General features: G+C 73.8%; 14 protein-coding genes. 13 read left to right on the top strand and 1 reads right to left on the bottom strand.

Annotation, left to right across the window (positions count from 1 at the left end):
• Positions 1–45 precede the first annotated feature (45 nt).
• On the bottom strand, positions 46–1,611 hold the full coding sequence (locus tag GHR20_RS32425; protein ID WP_153815201.1) for an NAD(P)/FAD-dependent oxidoreductase: 1,566 nt from the start codon (positions 1,609–1,611) through the stop codon (positions 46–48).
• Between the two features lie 502 nt (positions 1,612–2,113).
• Here GHR20_RS32425 and GHR20_RS32420 point away from each other — a divergent pair.
• Genes GHR20_RS32420 through GHR20_RS32360 form a run of 13 tightly spaced genes read left to right on the top strand, consistent with a single transcriptional unit; the run spans position 2,114 to position 15,650 of the window.
• Entirely contained in the window at positions 2,114–3,340 is a 1,227-nt protein-coding gene (locus tag GHR20_RS32420) for a sedoheptulose 7-phosphate cyclase (RefSeq protein ID WP_111583496.1), read from the top strand.
• Between the two features lie 58 nt (positions 3,341–3,398).
• On the top strand, positions 3,399–3,815 hold the full coding sequence (locus GHR20_RS32415; protein WP_153815200.1) for a cupin domain-containing protein: 417 nt from the start codon (positions 3,399–3,401) through the stop codon (positions 3,813–3,815).
• Positions 3,812–5,113, top strand: coding sequence for an aminotransferase class III-fold pyridoxal phosphate-dependent enzyme (locus GHR20_RS32410; protein WP_153815199.1), 1,302 nt, complete (start codon positions 3,812–3,814; stop codon positions 5,111–5,113). The genes GHR20_RS32415 and GHR20_RS32410 overlap by 4 nt, the downstream gene beginning before the upstream one ends.
• Positions 5,110–6,105, top strand: coding sequence for an ATP-binding cassette domain-containing protein (locus GHR20_RS32405; protein ID WP_148025959.1), 996 nt, complete (start codon positions 5,110–5,112; stop codon positions 6,103–6,105). Before GHR20_RS32410 ends, GHR20_RS32405 begins: the two co-directional genes overlap by 4 nt.
• Positions 6,102–6,914 carry an ABC-2 family transporter protein gene (locus GHR20_RS32400; RefSeq protein WP_148025960.1) on the top strand — a complete coding sequence of 271 codons (813 nt, stop codon included), beginning with the start codon at positions 6,102–6,104 and terminating at the stop codon, positions 6,912–6,914. Before GHR20_RS32405 ends, GHR20_RS32400 begins: the two co-directional genes overlap by 4 nt.
• The gene (locus tag GHR20_RS32395; RefSeq protein WP_153815198.1) at positions 6,911–7,726 is read left to right on the top strand and encodes an ABC-2 family transporter protein; all 816 of its coding nucleotides are present in this window, start codon (positions 6,911–6,913) and stop codon (positions 7,724–7,726) included. The genes GHR20_RS32400 and GHR20_RS32395 overlap by 4 nt, the downstream gene beginning before the upstream one ends.
• 3 nt (positions 7,727–7,729) lie before the next feature.
• Positions 7,730–9,175, top strand: a complete 1,446-nt coding sequence (locus GHR20_RS38195; protein ID WP_153815197.1) for a phosphotransferase — start codon at positions 7,730–7,732, stop codon at positions 9,173–9,175.
• 8 nt (positions 9,176–9,183) lie between these two features.
• Positions 9,184–11,280, top strand: coding sequence for a glycosyltransferase (locus GHR20_RS32385; protein WP_153815196.1), 2,097 nt, complete (start codon positions 9,184–9,186; stop codon positions 11,278–11,280).
• Positions 11,273–12,379: a sugar phosphate nucleotidyltransferase gene (locus GHR20_RS32380; RefSeq protein WP_153815195.1), complete on the top strand. Its 1,107-nt coding sequence runs from the start codon at positions 11,273–11,275 to the stop codon at positions 12,377–12,379. Before GHR20_RS32385 ends, GHR20_RS32380 begins: the two co-directional genes overlap by 8 nt.
• The gene (locus GHR20_RS32375; RefSeq protein WP_153815194.1) at positions 12,372–13,427 is read left to right on the top strand and encodes an ROK family protein; all 1,056 of its coding nucleotides are present in this window, start codon (positions 12,372–12,374) and stop codon (positions 13,425–13,427) included. Before GHR20_RS32380 ends, GHR20_RS32375 begins: the two co-directional genes overlap by 8 nt.
• A complete protein-coding gene (locus GHR20_RS32370) occupies positions 13,424–14,314 on the top strand; it encodes a sugar nucleotide-binding protein (RefSeq protein ID WP_153815193.1) in 891 nt (296 codons plus the stop codon). Before GHR20_RS32375 ends, GHR20_RS32370 begins: the two co-directional genes overlap by 4 nt.
• Entirely contained in the window at positions 14,311–14,856 is a 546-nt protein-coding gene (locus tag GHR20_RS32365) for an NUDIX hydrolase (protein ID WP_243878192.1), read from the top strand. The genes GHR20_RS32370 and GHR20_RS32365 overlap by 4 nt, the downstream gene beginning before the upstream one ends.
• Positions 14,853–15,650 (top strand): HAD family hydrolase, encoded by a 798-nt coding sequence (locus tag GHR20_RS32360; protein WP_153815192.1) that lies wholly within the window; start codon positions 14,853–14,855, stop codon positions 15,648–15,650. The genes GHR20_RS32365 and GHR20_RS32360 overlap by 4 nt, the downstream gene beginning before the upstream one ends.
• Positions 15,651–15,739: the final 89 nt, after the last annotated feature.

Genomic DNA, 15,739 nt, shown 5'->3' with positions numbered 1-15,739 from the left:
CCGCACGACGGAAGGCTTTTTCTGACGTACCGTCAGTTCGGGTTTCTAGTCGTCCTGTTCCAGCACCGCCATCGCCGCGTTGTGCCCGGGTACGCCGCTCACCCCTCCCCCGCGCACCGCTCCGGCCCCGCACAGCAGGACGCGCGGGTGCGGGGTCTCCACGCCCCAACGGCCCGTTTCCTGCTGGGCGTAGGGCCAGGACAGGGCGCGGTGGAAGATGTTGCCGCCGGGCAGCCGCAGGTCCCGTTCCAGGTCGATCGGGGTCTTCGCCTCGATGCAGGGGCGGCCGTCGGCGTCGGTGGCCAGGCAGTCCGCGAGGGGCTCGGCGAGGTGGGCGTCGAGCTCGGCGAGGGTGGCGGCGAGCAGTTCCTCGCGGGTGCCGTCGTTGTCCCGGTCGAAGAGCCGGGCCGGGGTGTGCAGGCCGAAGAGGGTGAGGGTCTGGTAGCCGCGCCCGGCGAGTTCGGGGCCGAGGATGGTGGGGTCGGTCAGGGAGTGGCAGTAGATCTCGGAGGGCGGCGCGGCGGGCAGCCGGCCGGCGGCGGCCTGGGCGTGGGCGGTGGCCAACTGGCCGTAGCCCTCGGCGATATGGAAGGTGCCGGCGAACGCCTCGCGGGGGTCGGCGTCGGGGTCGCGGAGCTTCGGCAGCCGGGTGAGCAGCATGTTGACCTTGAGCTGGGCGCCCTCGGCGGGTTCCGGGGGTGCGTCCCCGGTGAGGGCGGCCAGCTCCTGCGGGGAGGCGTTGACCAGGACGTGCCGGGCGGCGACGACGCCCTCACCGTCGGCGGTGCGGTAGGCGACCTCCGCGCCGCTCTCGTCGCCGGTGACGCGCACCGCCTCGTGTCCGGTCACGATCTCCGCTCCCGCCGAACGGGCCGCCGCCGCGAGCGCGTCGGTGAGGGCGCCCATGCCGCCCACGGGCACGTCCCAGGCGCCGGTGCCGCCGCCGATGACGTGGTAGAGGAAGCAGCGGTTCTGGGCCAGCGCGGGGTCATGGGCGTCGGCGAAGGTGCCGATCAGGGCGTCGGTGAGGACCACGCCCCGGACCAGATCGTCCTCGAAGTACTCCTCGACGGCGGCCCCGATCGGCTCCTCGAACAGGGCCCGCCAGGCGCTCTCGTCATCGATGCGGCGGCGCAGCTCGTCCCGGGTGGGCAGCGGCTCGGTGAGGGTGGGGAAGACGCGCTCGGCGACGCGGCCGGTCATGCCGTAGAAGCGCTGCCAGGCGGCGTACTCCCGCTCGCCGCCGGTCAGCCGGGTGAAGGCGTCCCGGGTGCGCGCCTCGCCGCCGCCGACGAGGAGTCCGGTGGGGCGCCCGGCGCGTTCCACCGGGGTGTACGAGGAGATGGTGCGCGAGCGCAGCCGGAAGTCGAGGCCGAGGTCGGTGACGATCTTTGGGGGCAGCAGGCTGACCAGGTAGGAGTAGCGCGACAGCCGCGCCTCCACCCCGGCGAACGGCCGGCTGGACACGGCGGCCCCGCCGGTGTGCCCGAGCCGCTCCAGCACCAGCACGGAGCGCCCGGCCCGGGCCAGATAGGCGGCGGCGACCAGACCGTTGTGGCCTGCCCCGACGATGACGGCGTCGTACGCGCGGGTTCCCTGGTTCACGGACATGGTCCTTCGTAACACGGCCGATCCGGCCGGACCAGAGGGCTCCTCGCGCGGCACCGGACGGACGGCGGGGCGCGGCGGGAGAGGGCGCGCGGGATGGGGCGCGTCTTGGCGAAGTACGCGGCCGGTTCGGTGCGGTTCGCGGCGCCCCGCCGCTCGCGGCGGTGGCGGTGGCGGTGGCGAGCCTGCGGCGGAGGCCGGCGGCCTCGGCACCGGCGCGCTCGGCTGCCTCCGCCGTGCCGTATGCCGTGACGCCGACGAAGCCACGGCGGGCGCCCGAGGCGGCCCCGCGCCGCAGGGTCGCCGTGCGGGCGCCGGGGCACGGAGCGCGGGGCGGGAGAGCCGGGCCCTCCCCTGTCCGCCCGTACGATCACCTCCGTTTGCAAGAATCCGCAGCAAGTTTCATCAAGTTCTTGCAGGGCTCTCGATCACCTGTTTAACTCAAGCCCTGTTGATCGCAGTTGACGGCCAGCCGGTGGTGAATCCGGCCGATTCGAGGAGTGTCGTGACGGCGCAGACATCCGCCGCCGAATCCGGGGTCCGAGGCGATGACAACGGGTTCACCCTCCGCGCCCCGGACGGAACCTCGTACCGTGTCGATCTCACCCACGAGGTGCTCTCCCCCGGCAACCCGCTGCTGGCCGAGTGCTGCGAGGGGCGCCGCGTGGTCGCCTTCACCGGGCCGGCCGTCGACCGGCTGTACGGGCGGCAGCTGCGCGCCTACCTGGACGCGCGGTTCGCCCCGGGCACCTGGAGCGTGCACGTCCTGGCCGGCGGCGAGGACCGCAAGCGCATGGAGACCGTCGAGGAGATCTGCGCGCTGGCCAAGTCGGCCGGCCTGGACCGGGGCGGCGTGATGCTCGCCGTCGGCGGGGGCGTCACCTGCGACCTGGTCGGGTTCGCGGCGGCGATCTACTGCCGGGGCGTGCGCTATGTGAAGGTCAACACCACCCTGGTCGGCCAGGTCGACGTGGGCGTCGGCGTCAAGACCGGCGTCAACGCCCTGGGCACCAAGAACATGCTCGGCGCCTACCACCCCCCGCACGCCTCCCTCAACGACCCCGCCTTCCTGCGGTCGTTGGCCCCCCGGGACATCCGCTGCGGCCTCGGCGAGATCGCCAAGATGGCGATCATCAAGGACGCCCGGCTGCTGCGCACCCTGGAGGAGTGCCCGCAGGTCTTCCAGCGGCCGTACGCCGCCCCGGCGTCGCTCGCCGAGGACGGGCTCGGGCGGCGCGGCGTCGAGGACTACGTGCTGCGCACCTCGATGCGGCTCATGATGGAGGAGCTGTGCCCGAACCTGCGCGAGCACGACCTGGCCCGGCTCGTCGACTTCGGGCACACCTTCGGGCCCGTGCTGGAGACGGCCAGCGAGTACCGGATCGCGCACGGCGAGTCCGTCGCGATCGACATGGCCCTCTCCACTGAACTCGCCCGTGTGCTGGGCCTGCTGGACGCCGGGGACTGCGAGCGGATCGTCGCCCTGATCGACGCGCTCGGACTGCCCGTGTTCGACCCGCAGACCTGCACGCCCGCGCTGATGGACCGGGCCCTGAAGGCGTCCTGGGAGCGCCGGGGCCGCCGGCTGCACCTCGTGGTGCCGGACGGGATCGGCTCGGCGGTCTTCGTGGACGACCTGGACGACATCCCCGGGGCCGCGCTCGAAGAGGCACTGGACGCCCTGGCCGCCCGGACCGGGAACGCCGCCGCGCCGCTCACGGCCGCGTGCTGACTCCGGCCCCCTCCCCGCGAACTCCCCTTCCCCGCAAGCGCCTTGGAGCCGTACCGCGATGAGTCCTGCCCTGCCGGAGCCGGGAGCCCCGACGCCCGAACCCGTCCGTACCCGCGTCACCAACCTGTACGACGGGCTGCTGCGTGACGTGACCGGCGACCACGGCGGCACCGGCACGATCCGCGCCCACCGCGCCTACCCGGGCGCCGGGGCGAAGGCGCCGGTCGCGTTCATCGACCTGGTCGTGCTGCCCCCGGGCACCTCCATCGGCACCCACCGGCACGCGGACGACGAGGAGACGTACGTGATCCTCTCCGGCCGGGGCCGGATGACCCTGGACGGCGCGGAGTTCACCGTGCGCGCGGGCGACGTGGTGCCCAACCGCCCCTACGGCGAGCACGGGTTGGCCAACGACGGCGACGAGGACATCACCCTGCTGGTCTTCGAGGTCGGTCCGCTGGGCGGTGCCGGATGACCGGCCCGCGTCAACGAGAGCTGCTGGAGCGGGAGTCGGCGCGCCTCGCACCCGGCGCCTCGGAGGAGTCCGCGCTGGGGCGGCGGGTCTTCGTGGAGGGCCGCGGCGCGGTGCTGACCGATCTGGACGGCAACCAGTACATCGACCTCGCGGCCGGCACCCTCACCCAGTCGCTGGGCCACTGCCATCCCGAGGTCGTCGCCGCGCTCACCGAGCAGGCCGGCCGGCTGTGGAACGTGCACGACTTCGCCACCGCCGACCGCGCCGCCCTGTGCGATCTGCTCGCCGACCTGCTGCCGGAGGAACTGGACACGTACGCCTTCTTCTCCACCGGCGCCGAGGTGGTGGAGGCCGCGCTGCGCGCCGTGCAGGCCGTCGCCGAGCCGGGTCGCAACCGGATCGGGGCACTGCGCTACGGCTTCCACGGCAAGACGCAGGGGGCCAGGATGCTGGTCCACTGGGACATCGGCCACCAGGCGTTCTCCGGCAACAGCGTGCTGGGCTACTCCCCTTACTGCTACCGCTGCCCGCTGGAGCTGGAGTACCCCTCCTGCGGGGTGCGCTGCGCCTCGCTGGTGCGCCGGCACATCGCGGAGAAACCGAACATCTCCGCGCTGGTCTTCGAGCCGGTGCTCGGCGCGGCCGGGGTGATCGTGCCGCCGCCGGGCTACTGGGAGCAGATCGCCGACAGCTGCCGGGAGAACGGGGTGCTGCTCGTCGCCGACGAGGTGCTCACCGGCGGCGGCCGCACCGGCACCTTCCTGGCCAGTGAGCGATTCGGCGTCGAGCCGGATCTCGTGACCCTCGCCAAGGGCCTGGCCTCGGGGTTCCCGTTCGCCGCGCTGGCCGGCCGGTCCGCGGTGCTGCGGCATCCCGAGGCGGGCCGCGCCGGGTCCACCGCGTCGACGTACGCGAACAATCCGCTGGGCATCGCCGCGGCGAAGGCCACGCTGGAGGTCGTACGCCGGGACACGCTGCTCGCCCGGGTGAGCGAGCTGGGCGCCGTACTGGACGAACGGCTGGCCGAACTGCACGCCAGGTACGAGGTGCTGGGCGAGGTGCGCGGGCTCGGGCTGCTGCACGGGCTGGAGTTCGTGCGCGACCGGACGAGCCGGACACCGGCCCCCGAGATCGCCCGGGCCGTGTACCGGCACGCGCTGGACCTCGGGCTGCGTACCGCGCTCGGCGGTCATGTGCTGCGCCTGGCACCGCCGTTCACCATCGACCGCGCACTCCTCGACGAGGGCATCACGCTGCTCGACCGCGCGCTCGAACTGGCCACGGGGGACCCCCGGTGATCGTCGCGGAGAACCTGGTCAAGGAGTTCAAGGTCGCCGAACGCGAGCCCGGTCTGCTGGGCAGCCTCAGCACGCTGTTCAGCCGGGAGCACCGGCTGGTGCGGGCCGTGTCCGGGGTGTCCTTCGAGATCCCGGCCGGGACGAAGGCCGCGTACATCGGGGCGAACGGCGCGGGCAAGTCGACCACGGTGAAGATGCTCACCGGGATCATGACGCCGACCTCGGGCCGGGCCCTGGTCGCGGGCCTGGAGCCGTACCGGGAGCGGCGGCGCAACGCGGCCAACATCGGGGTGGTGTTCGGGCAGCGCAGCCAGCTGTGGTGGGACCTGCCGGTGCCGGACTCGTTCCGCATCCTGCGCCGGATCCACGAGATCCCGGACGCCGTCTACCGGCGCAACATGGCCCTGTTCCAGGAGCTGCTGGACCTCGACGCACTGGGCAACACCCCGGTGCGGCAGCTCAGTCTGGGCCAGCGGATGCGGGCCGAGGTCGCGGCGAGCCTGGTGCACGACCCCAAGGTGGTCTTCCTGGACGAGCCGACGGTCGGCCTCGATCTGGTGCTCAAGGAGGCCGTGCGCAGGCTGGTCAACCACGTCAACGCCGAACTCGGCACCACCGTGCTGCTCACCAGCCACGACATGGGCGACATCACCGCCATCTGCGACCGGGTCCTCGTCGTCAACCACGGCGAGGTCGTGCACCGCGGGACCCTGCACGAGCTGCTGCGCACCGCCGACACCAGGGCGGTGGTCTTCGAGCACCACGGTTCCGCCGACGAGGCGATCGCCCTGATCGAAAAGGGACTTGGCGGCGCCTCGGCGACCCTGGCCGAGGACGGGCGGATCAAGGTCGAGTACCCGGTGGCCCGTTGGACCGCCCGCCAGGTGATGGGCTTCCTCCTCGACCGCTTCGACGTCATCGACTGCGTCGCCCCCGAACCCGACGTGGAGATGGTGCTGCGACGCATCTACGCAGGCCGGGCGGCCGGGTGAACGCCTCCGCCCTGCGCCGCTACACCCCCTTCGCGGCCTCCAGCCTCCAGTCCCTGCTCCAGTACCGCTCCACCTTCCTGATCAACGCCCTGACCGCCGCCACCGCCGTCGGCGTCCAGGTCTTCCTGTGGCGCGCGGTGTACGGGGGCCGGCCGGGCGGGCTGCCCGGCGGCTACGACCTGCCGCGGCTGACGACCTATGTGCTGCTCGCCCAGGTGCTCGGCCTGATGCAGGCCAGCCGGGTGGACGAGGAGGTCTCCGGCGAGGTCCAGCGCGGGGACATCGCGGTCTCGCTGCTGCGCCCGGTCAGCTATCCGCTGTCCCGGTTCGCCACCGGGCTGCCGGTCTCGCTGACCAACGCCACGCTGGTCGCCGTACCCGTCGTCGCGCTGTACGCGCTGCTGCTGCCGCTGACCAGGCCGACCTGGGGCGGCGTGCTGCTGTTCGCCGTCTCCGCCGCGCTGTCCCTGGTGATCGGCTTCGGGGTGAACCTGCTGGTCGGGCTCGCCGGGTTCGTCACCACCAACATCTGGGGCGTGCGCGTCGTCAAGGACAGCGTGGTCGCCTTCTTCGCCGGGCAGGTGGTGCCGCTCGCGCTGATGCCGGGCCCGCTCGCGGCGGTGGCCCGGGTGCTGCCGTTCCAGGGCATGGTCGACGGCCCGCTGCGGCTGCTCCTCGGCCGCTACGACGGGGCGGCGGGCGCGGCCGGCATCCTCGCCGTCCAGCTCGGCTGGGCGCTGGCGCTCGCCGCGCTGGCCGCGCTGGCCTGGCGCGGTGCCGTACGACGGGTGGAGGTGCTGGGCGGATGACCGCACCGGGACCCCTCACGACGGCCGCCCGCTACGCCCGGCTGACCTGGCACCTCAGCGCCGTCAGCGTGCACCGGCTGACCGAGTACCGGATGGACTTCCTGCTCGGCGCGGGCGGTCTGGTGCTGCGGGTGGTCTGCCAGGTGGCCGTGGTCGGCATGGTGTTCCGGCAGACGCCCCGGATCGCGGGCTGGGACTACCACCAGGTGCTGTTCCTGCTCGGCTTCTCGCTGCTGCCGCGCGGCCTGGACCGGATGTTCACCGACCAGCTGTGGGTGATGGCCCGCAAGCTGGTGCAGAACGGCGACTTCTTCCGCTATCTGATCCGCCCGGTGCATCCGCTGTTCTCGCTGCTGTCCGAACGGTTCCTGTACCCGGACGGCTTCGGCGAGCTGTGCACCGGCGCCGCCCTGACCTGGTACGCGGCCGACCGGCTCGAGCTGCGCCTCAGCGCCGTGCAGTGGCTGCTGCTGCCGCTGCTCGTGCTGTGCGGGACGCTGGTCCTCGCCTCCGTCAAGACGCTGTTCGCGTCGCTGGCGTTCTGGACGACGAACAGTTTCCCGGCCCTGTACGCGGCCAACCAGCTGGGCGACTTCTCCGGCTACCCGCTCGACCTGTACCACCCCTCCCTGCGGTGGCTGCTGACCTGGCTGCTGCCCTACGCCTTCACCGCCTACGTGCCCGCGACCTATCTGCTCTTCGGGCGCACCGGGCTGCTGCCCTGGCTGTTCGTGGTGACCGCGGGCGCGGTGACGCTCGCCCTGGTCGTCTGGCACCGGGGCGTCGACCGTTACGAGATGACCGGGAGCTGACCCTTGGACACCCTGTTGCCCGGCGCCCCCGCGCCCGCGACCGCCGGCCTGCTGCACGCGGCCCCCTGGATGGACGAGGCCGGGCGCCGCGGCCCCTTCGAGCTGTACGACCAGGCGGTGCTCGGCGAGGTCCGGCTGCTGCTGGTCGGGGCGGGCGCCACCCGCTGGTTCGTCCCGGTCCTCGACGCCGACCCGGGGCGGCCGGCCGCCGGTACCGGGGCGTTCGACCGCGCCGTGGTGGACGCGCTGCGCGCGGGGCTGCGGCTGCCGACGCTGCGCGGAAACGCGATCGAGTTCCGGGGCGCGCCCGCCGCCTACCGGGGCCCGCTGCCCTTCGACCCGGGCTGGTGCTCCAACGCGCTGTCCCTGATCGACCTGGGCGGCAGCGCGCACACCCACAAGAGCTACCGGCGGATCGGCACCGGCAACCGGGAGGCCGAGCTGCTGCGCCTGATGGCGGACGGCGGGCGCACCCAGCGGCCGGTCGGCGACTACACGTACGTGGACGCGGCGACCGGGGCGCGGGAACCGCTCGGGGTGCTGTACCGGTTCGCCGAGGGCGAGGGGCTCAACGTGCCCCTGCGGGCGGGGATACGGGCGCTGTGGCCGCTGCTGGCGTCCGGGGCCGAGCCGGGTCCGGCCGTCGACGCCTCCCAGCGGGATCTGGTGGCGCCGCTGCGGGAGACCGGGTACTTCCTGCGCGACTTCCACCGGGAGCTGGCCGAACGGCTGGGCCCGCACCCGGAGTTCCCCGCCGCAGCGGTGCTCGCCGAGACCGGTGAACGGCTCGCCCGGCTCACCCCGCGGCTCCTCGCCGACACCCGCTACCCGGTGGCCGTGCGCGAGGCGGCGGCGACCGGACTGTCCCGCGAACTGACCCGCACAGCCGGGCTGCCGGCGCGCCCCTGGCCCGCCGGCCCCTGCCACGGCGACCTGCACCTGTCCCATGTGCTGCGCGCCGAACACGCAGGCGGCGGATGGGAGTTGTGCGTGATCGACCTGTCGACCCCGCGTGCCGACCCGGCCGACCCGGCCACCGCGCAGTCGCCGTGGCAGGACCTGGCCGCCCTCACCCGGGGGCTGGAGATCTTCACGGCCGACGAGTTCTCCGACCACGCGGCCGGTGTCCTCGGCATGGGCCCGGAGGACACCTGCCGCACCGCGCTGCTCCAGGCGGCGGGCGTCCGCCCGGACACGCCCGGCTGGACCGAGGAGCGGCTGGCCGTTCTGGCCCGGCTGCGGCGGGCGGCGGGGCTGTGGGCCGCGCGGGCCGGGAACCTGCTGGCCGACGCGGGCCCGGACCGGGACGGGCACCCGGCCTGGCGGCTGCTCAGGCTGCGCCGGCTGATCCATGAGCTGGACTACGCCTACGCCCACGACCGCGCCTACCACGCGGCGATCAACCTGCGGCACGCCGTGGAGGCCCCCGGTCTCCCGGCCGGCGGATGAGGACACCCGTGCACGTCATCGAGACCTACTTCGAGTGCGGGGGCTTCGACCACCGCTTCCTCCAGGGCGGGATATCCGTCTACCTCTGGAACCTCTCCACGGCGCTGGCCGAGGCGGGCCACCGCGTCTCGGTCGTCACCCCGGCCCACGGCCGGCTGGCCGAACTGCGGGCCTCCTACGACCTGGAGACCCTGGAATACGAGGACACCTACGAGCTGCCGCTCGTGCTCGACCCGGACGTCTGGGGCGAGCACTTCCCGGCCGAGGTGGGCATCCCGCTGACCACCACCGCGCACCGGCTCCGGCTGGACGGCGTCGATCTGTACTTCCTGTCCAACGAGTTGCTGGACGCGCTCCCGGACCGCTTCTACCCGCCGTACGACAGCAAGGGCCACGACCTGGTCTTCTTCAAGTCGCTCGGCTACCAGGTCGACACGATCCGCTTCGTGCGCGCCCGGTTCGGGGACGAGAAGGCGCTCATCCACGCCCATGAGCCCTACTACCACTACCTGATGCCGGCGGCCTTCCGCGCCGATGCGTCGAAGCTGGTCGTCGGGACCGTGCAGAGCAACATGCCGATCACCAAGAAGGTGTACCGGCCCGAGGTGGAACGGCTCCTGGCGTTCCTGGACGCGCCGGTCGCCCTGCCCGCCGAGCGGCCGTCGCCCGAATCCGTGCGGAGCGCGTACCAGCAGCACACCCATCTGCACTACGCGTACGGCCCGGACCACATCGGCGTCTACGACCTGGTCGCCGACCACGCCGACCTGGTGGACTTCCTCTCACCGGGGCATCTGGAGTTCTACACCGATTTCGCCGGGACCCCGTTCGAGGAGCCGTTCCGCGGCCTGCCGGTGTACGAGACGGTGCGCCGCAACGCGCACAAGAGCTTCGTCGGCGGGTGCGCGATCGGTGACCGCTGGACCGCGCCCGAGCGGCCCGCCGTGGACCGCGCGGCCGTGCTCGGCACCCTCGGTCTGGACCCGGCCCTGCCCACCTTCTTCCACAACGCCCGCTACGCGGTGAACCACAAGGGGCAGCTGGAGCTGTTCCGCGCGGTCGACCGCGTCCTCACCGAGGGCCTGGCGGCCAACTTCGTGCTGCGCTGCCTCAGCGACGACGGGATCGAGGACCCGTACCTCCGCGAGGTGGTCGAACGCCACCAGGACCGGATCCACTTGGAGTGCGAACGGGTCGCCGAGGAACGGATCATGGCGTACGCGGCCTCCTCGGACTTCTGTCTCTTCCCGTCCAAGTTCGAGATGGACACGTTCCTGATCGCGCAGGGCGAGGCGATGGCCACCGGCGCCGTCCCCATCGCCACGGCCCAGCTGGGCATGGCCCACTTCGGCCATGCCGCCGACCCGCTGGCCACCCCCGGGGCCACCGGCTTCGCCGTCAACCGCTCCTTCGCCGAGGACGACTCGCTGCTCGCCGACGCGCTGGCCCGCCGCATCCGGGAGGCCGCAGCCCTGCTGCGCGAGCGACCCGAGGAGTACGCCCGGCTGCGCGCCAACTCCATCACCAACGCACGGCAGTTCACCTGGGCGAACACGGCACGCCGGCATCTGGACGCTTTCGTGCCGCTGTGGGAGGGGAAGCGACCCGCACCGGATGTCGAACTCCTCCTGCGGCACGGCTGGTTCGACCTGCTGCCCGAGGAGGCGTACGACGCGCACGCGGACGCGATCGCCGAGGCCGCCGTCCGGCTCGGGGACGCCGACGCCTACGCCCGCTGCCGCCCGCTGGACGCCGAGGCGCGCCGCGCCCTGTTCGACGCGGCCTGGGCGCGCGCCGACTTCGCGCGCTGCGCCCGTGCCGCGGGTGACGACCCCGGGCTGCGGGCCCGGCTTGCGGCCCGCCACGCGTGCGCGGACGGTCTGCTCGTCTACCGGCTGCCGCACGCCGCCCGCGTCGAGGCGGTCCTGTGGGCCGAGCCCGCCGGTGCGGGGCGCCGGGGCACGGTGGTGCACCGGGCGGCCGCGACCGGGCCGGGCGAATTCACCCTGGATCTGCACGAACTGCCCGACTCCGGAGGAGAATTGAACCTGCTGCTGACCCTGGCCGACGGGCGCTCCGCCTGGGACGTGGTGCGCCGTGGCTGACGGGGTGCGCGCCGCGCTGCTCGCGGGCGGCGAGGGCCGCCGGATGGGGCCGCTCGGGCACGGCCGGCTCAAGCCGCTGGTGCCCTTCGGGGGTGCCGCCCGGCTGATCGACTTCTCGCTCGCCAACGCCGAGGCGTCCGGGCTCGGCGAGGTGCTGCTGCTCTCCCAGTACGAGGAACGGCAGCTGATGGACGACCTGTACCGCACCTGGTGGCGGCCGGGGTTCCGGGTGCACTTCGGGCCGTACGACCGCGCGTACCGCGAGGGCACCGGCTATCTGCCCCCACCGCCCGGCGGCATCCCCGAGCGGGGCACCGCCGACGCGCTGATCCGCAAGGCGCCGTACCTGTTCGGACCGGACACCTCCGAGGTGCTGGTGCTGCACGCGGACCATGTGTACCGCTTCGGCTACGGGCCGCTGATCGCCGCCCACCGGCGCTCCGGCGCCGCGCTCACCGTGGCCTACCAGCGGATCGAGCGCCGTTACGTCCATCTGTTCGGCATGGTCGACTTCGATCCGGCGGGGCGGCTGACGGCATTCGTGGAGAAGCCCGCCGAGCCGGCCAGCGATCTGGTGTTCGCGGCGTTCTGCGTCTTCGACGCGGCCCGGCTGCACCACTATCTGGAGGTGCTGGACGGCACCGGCTGGCAGCACGACATCAGCCGGGACGTCATCCCGGCGATGCTCGCGGGCGGCGAGCTGATCCTCGGCCACGAGGTGCCGGGGCACTGGGAGGACATCGGCACCGTCGACCGCTACCACCGGGCCCATCTGGCGCTCGTCGCAAAGCGGCCGACCCTGACGGTCGCTCAACTCCCGTGCACGGTACGGCCCGAGGTGCCGCGCGAGGTCGTCGGCTCCGCGCCCGGGGTGACCCGCAGTCTGGTTCCGGCCGATCTCGTCAACGGCGGGCTGCTGGAGCACAGCGTCGCCTTCCCCGGTGCCAGGATCGGTGCCGGGGCGCGGGTGCGGCGCAGTGTGCTGCTGCCGGGCGCCGAGGTGCCGGCCGGCGCCGACATCGATTCCGCGATCGTCCTGGAGGACGGCACGGTGCAGTCCGTCGCGCCCGCCTCCCCCCGAGGAGGAACCCGTGTCTGAACCCGCCTGCACGGTGGTCGATCTGGGCGGCACCACGCTGCGCACCGCCCGCTACGACCTCGCCACCGGCACCCTGTCCGATGTGCGCCGCACCCCCACCGAGGGCCTCGACCGGTATCCCGGCGCTCCCGTCGCGGTCCTCCAGGAACGCGTGCGCGAGCAGCTCGCCACGCGGTGCGCCGAGGCGGTGGAGCGGCACGGCAGCCGCGCGCTGGCCGTGGCCTTCGCCGGTCCGGTCACCGCCGACGGCCGGGCGCTGGCCGCGCCCACCATCTGGGGCGGCCCCGGCGAGCCGCTGCCGGTGCGGCAGTCCCTGGAGGACCGCCTCGGGCTGCCGGTGGTCGTCGTCAACGATCTGACGGCCGCCGCGTGGCGCTATGTCCACGGCCCCGGCGAACCGCCGTTCTGCCTGATCACGGTGAGCTCCGGGATCGGCAGCAAGGTGTACCGGGCGGGCGAGGTGCTGCTCGACGCGGAGGGCCACGGCGGTGAACTCGGCCACTGGCCCTGCGATCCCTCGCCGGACGCGCCGCGCTGCGACTGCGGCGGCCGGGGCCACCTCGGCGGCATCGCCTCCGGGCGCGGCACCCTCGCCGCCGCGCGCCGCGCCGCCCACGCCGATCCCGTCGGCTACGCCCGCTCGGCGCTCGCCGCCACCGCGCCCGGTCCGGACCGGCTGGACAACCCGGCGCTGGTCGCCGCGATCCGGTCCGGCGACCCGTTCGCGACCGGCGTCCTGCGCTCGGTCCTGCCCCATCTCGCCTCCGCGATCATCTCCGTGTTCACCTCCATCGGCATCCGCCGCTACATCCTGATGGGCGGCTTCGCCCTCGCCGTCGGGCCCCGGTATGTCCAGCTGCTCACCGAGGAGTTGGAGCGGCTCGGCTGCTTCGGCCTGGACGCCGACGGCATCCGGCGCATGGTGACACTCGGTGCCCCGGACGACGACCACGGACTGATCGGCGCCGGCCGGCTGCTGGCGGCGCGGGCCGCGGGACACGAGGTGGCGGCGCGGGGCGTGGGACACGGGGCGGTGACGGCCGTATGAGCACGACCACGCTGATCGTCGGCAGCGGCTTCGTCGGCCGCGCCGTGGCCGCGCGGCTGGCCGCCCGGGGTGACAACCCCGTGCTCGCCTCCCGCACCCCGCCGCCCGGGGACACCGCGCCCTGGGTGCGGCTCGACGCCACCGACGCGGACGCCTGCGCACAGGTGGTCAAGTCGGTGCGGCCCGACCGGCTCGTGCTGGTGCACGGCCCCTCCGACGTGACCTGGTGCGAGGCCGAACCCGAGCGGGCGATCGCGCTGCACAGCGCCGCGGCCCGCCATCTGACGGCGGCGGCGCGGGGCCGTCGTACCGTGCTGATCTCCACGGACAACGTCTTCGACGGCAGCGGACCGGACAACGACGAGGCCACCCCCACGGCCCCCGCGAACGCCTACGGCCGGGCCAAGCTGGCCGCCGAGCGGATCGTCGGCGCGGCCCCCGACGCCACCGTGCTGCGGGTGAGCCTGGTCTACGGCTGGGAGCCCGCGGACGGTGCCAAATGGCTGAACTTCTTCGCCGCCTGCGCCCACCGGCTGCGCGCGGGCGAGCGGGTGGCGGCGCCCCACGACCAGTGGACCACGCCGGTGCTGGTGGCGGACGTGGCCGCGGTGACCGCCGCCGTACTGGAGCCCGGGGCACCGCACTTGCTGCACCTCGGCGGCCCCGACCGCGTCTCGCGGGCCGCGTGGGCGGAGGCGATCGCCGACGGGCTCGGCGTGCCCCGGGAGCGGGTGACCCGGGTGCCCCGGGCCGCCGGACGGTACGCGAGCCGGCCCGCCCACACCTGTCTGACCAGCACCCTCCTGGACGAGGTGCTGCGCCGGCACGGGCTGCGGGTCCGCGGTGTCGCCGAGGGGGTCCGCGCCCTGCTGGAGGCCGCGCCGTGATCCGTACCGTGCGGTCCCGCGAGGTCTACCGCAACGCGTGGATGAGCGTGCGGGAGGACGACATCCGGCGCCCCGACGGCAGCGAGGGCGTCTACGGTGTCGTGGACAAGCCGGACTACGCCCTGGTGATCCCCCGGGACGAGGACGGCGCGCTGCATCTGGTCGAGCAGTACCGCTATCCGGTCGCGGGCCGCTACTGGGAGTTCCCGCAGGGCTCCTGGCCCGCCGGGCACGCGGGCGCGCCGCCGCTCGAACTGGCCCGCGCCGAACTGCGCGAGGAGACCGGGCTGCGGGCCGCCCGGATGACGTACCTGGGCCTGGTGCACGTCGCCTACGGCTACGCGAGCCAGGGCTGCAACGTCTTCCTCGCCGAGGAGTTGACGCAGGGGCCGCCCGAACGCGAGGTCACCGAGGCCGACATGCGCCAGCGCCGGGCGGAACCGGGCGAGTGGCGCGACCTCGTCCGCGCCGGACGGGTCACGGACGCGGCGACCCTGGCCGCGTACACCCTGCTGGGCCTGCACCGGGGCGGGGCCGGATGACGCCCCGGTACACGGTCGTCGCCACCGACCTCGACGGCACCCTGCTGCGCGGCGACCTCACCGTCTCCCCGCGCACCAGGGCCGCGCTCGCCCGGGCCGCCTCCCGGGGCGCCCGGCACCTGGTGGTGACGGGCCGTCCGGCCGCGGGATGCCGCGCGTTGCTGGCCCCGCTCGGCTACCGGGGGCTCGCGATCTGCGGGCAGGGGGCGCAGCTGTACGACGTCGGCGCCGACCGGCTGCTGTCCTCGGCGACCCTCGACCGGGGCGTCGTACGCGCGCTGGTGGCGCGGATCGCCGAGGCGACGGGCCCGCTGGCGCTCGCAGTGGTGACCGCGGGGCTCACCGGGGAGTTCCTGGTCACGCCGGGGTTCGGCGAACGGGTGCGGCACGGCTGGCGGCTGGTGGAGGACCCGGCGGGGCTGTGGGCGCGGCCCGTGGAGAAGGTCCTCATCCGCAGCCGGACGCTGGACGACGACGGCCTGGCTGCGCTGGCGCTCTCCGTGTGCGCCGGGCTGATCGGGGTCACGCACTCCGGTGAGGGCATGGTCGAGCTGCTGCCCGACGGCGTGGACAAGGCGAGCGGTCTCGCCGCGGCGGGGCACCGGCTGGGGTTCAAGGCGGCCGACACGGTCGCGTTCGGGGACATGCCCAACGACATCCCGATGCTCGCCTGGGCGGGGCACGGGGTCGCGATGGGCAACGCCCACGCCGAGCTGAAACGCCACGCCGACGAGATCGCGCCGGGTCACGAGGAGGACGGGGTCGCGGCGGTCCTTGAACGCCTGTTCCCCTGAACGCCCGTCCTCTGATCGTGCGCGTCCGCCCTCCGACCGGCCCACCCACTGGTGCAACTTGCTGAAAATTGCTGCAAGTTATTGCCAGC

Origin of the sequence: Streptomyces sp. SUK 48, from assembly GCF_009650765.1 — a bacterium.
Taxonomy (GTDB): domain Bacteria; phylum Actinomycetota; class Actinomycetes; order Streptomycetales; family Streptomycetaceae; genus Streptomyces.
The sequence above is the reverse complement of the archived record's forward strand: the minus strand, read 5'-3'. Positions and strand labels throughout refer to the sequence as shown.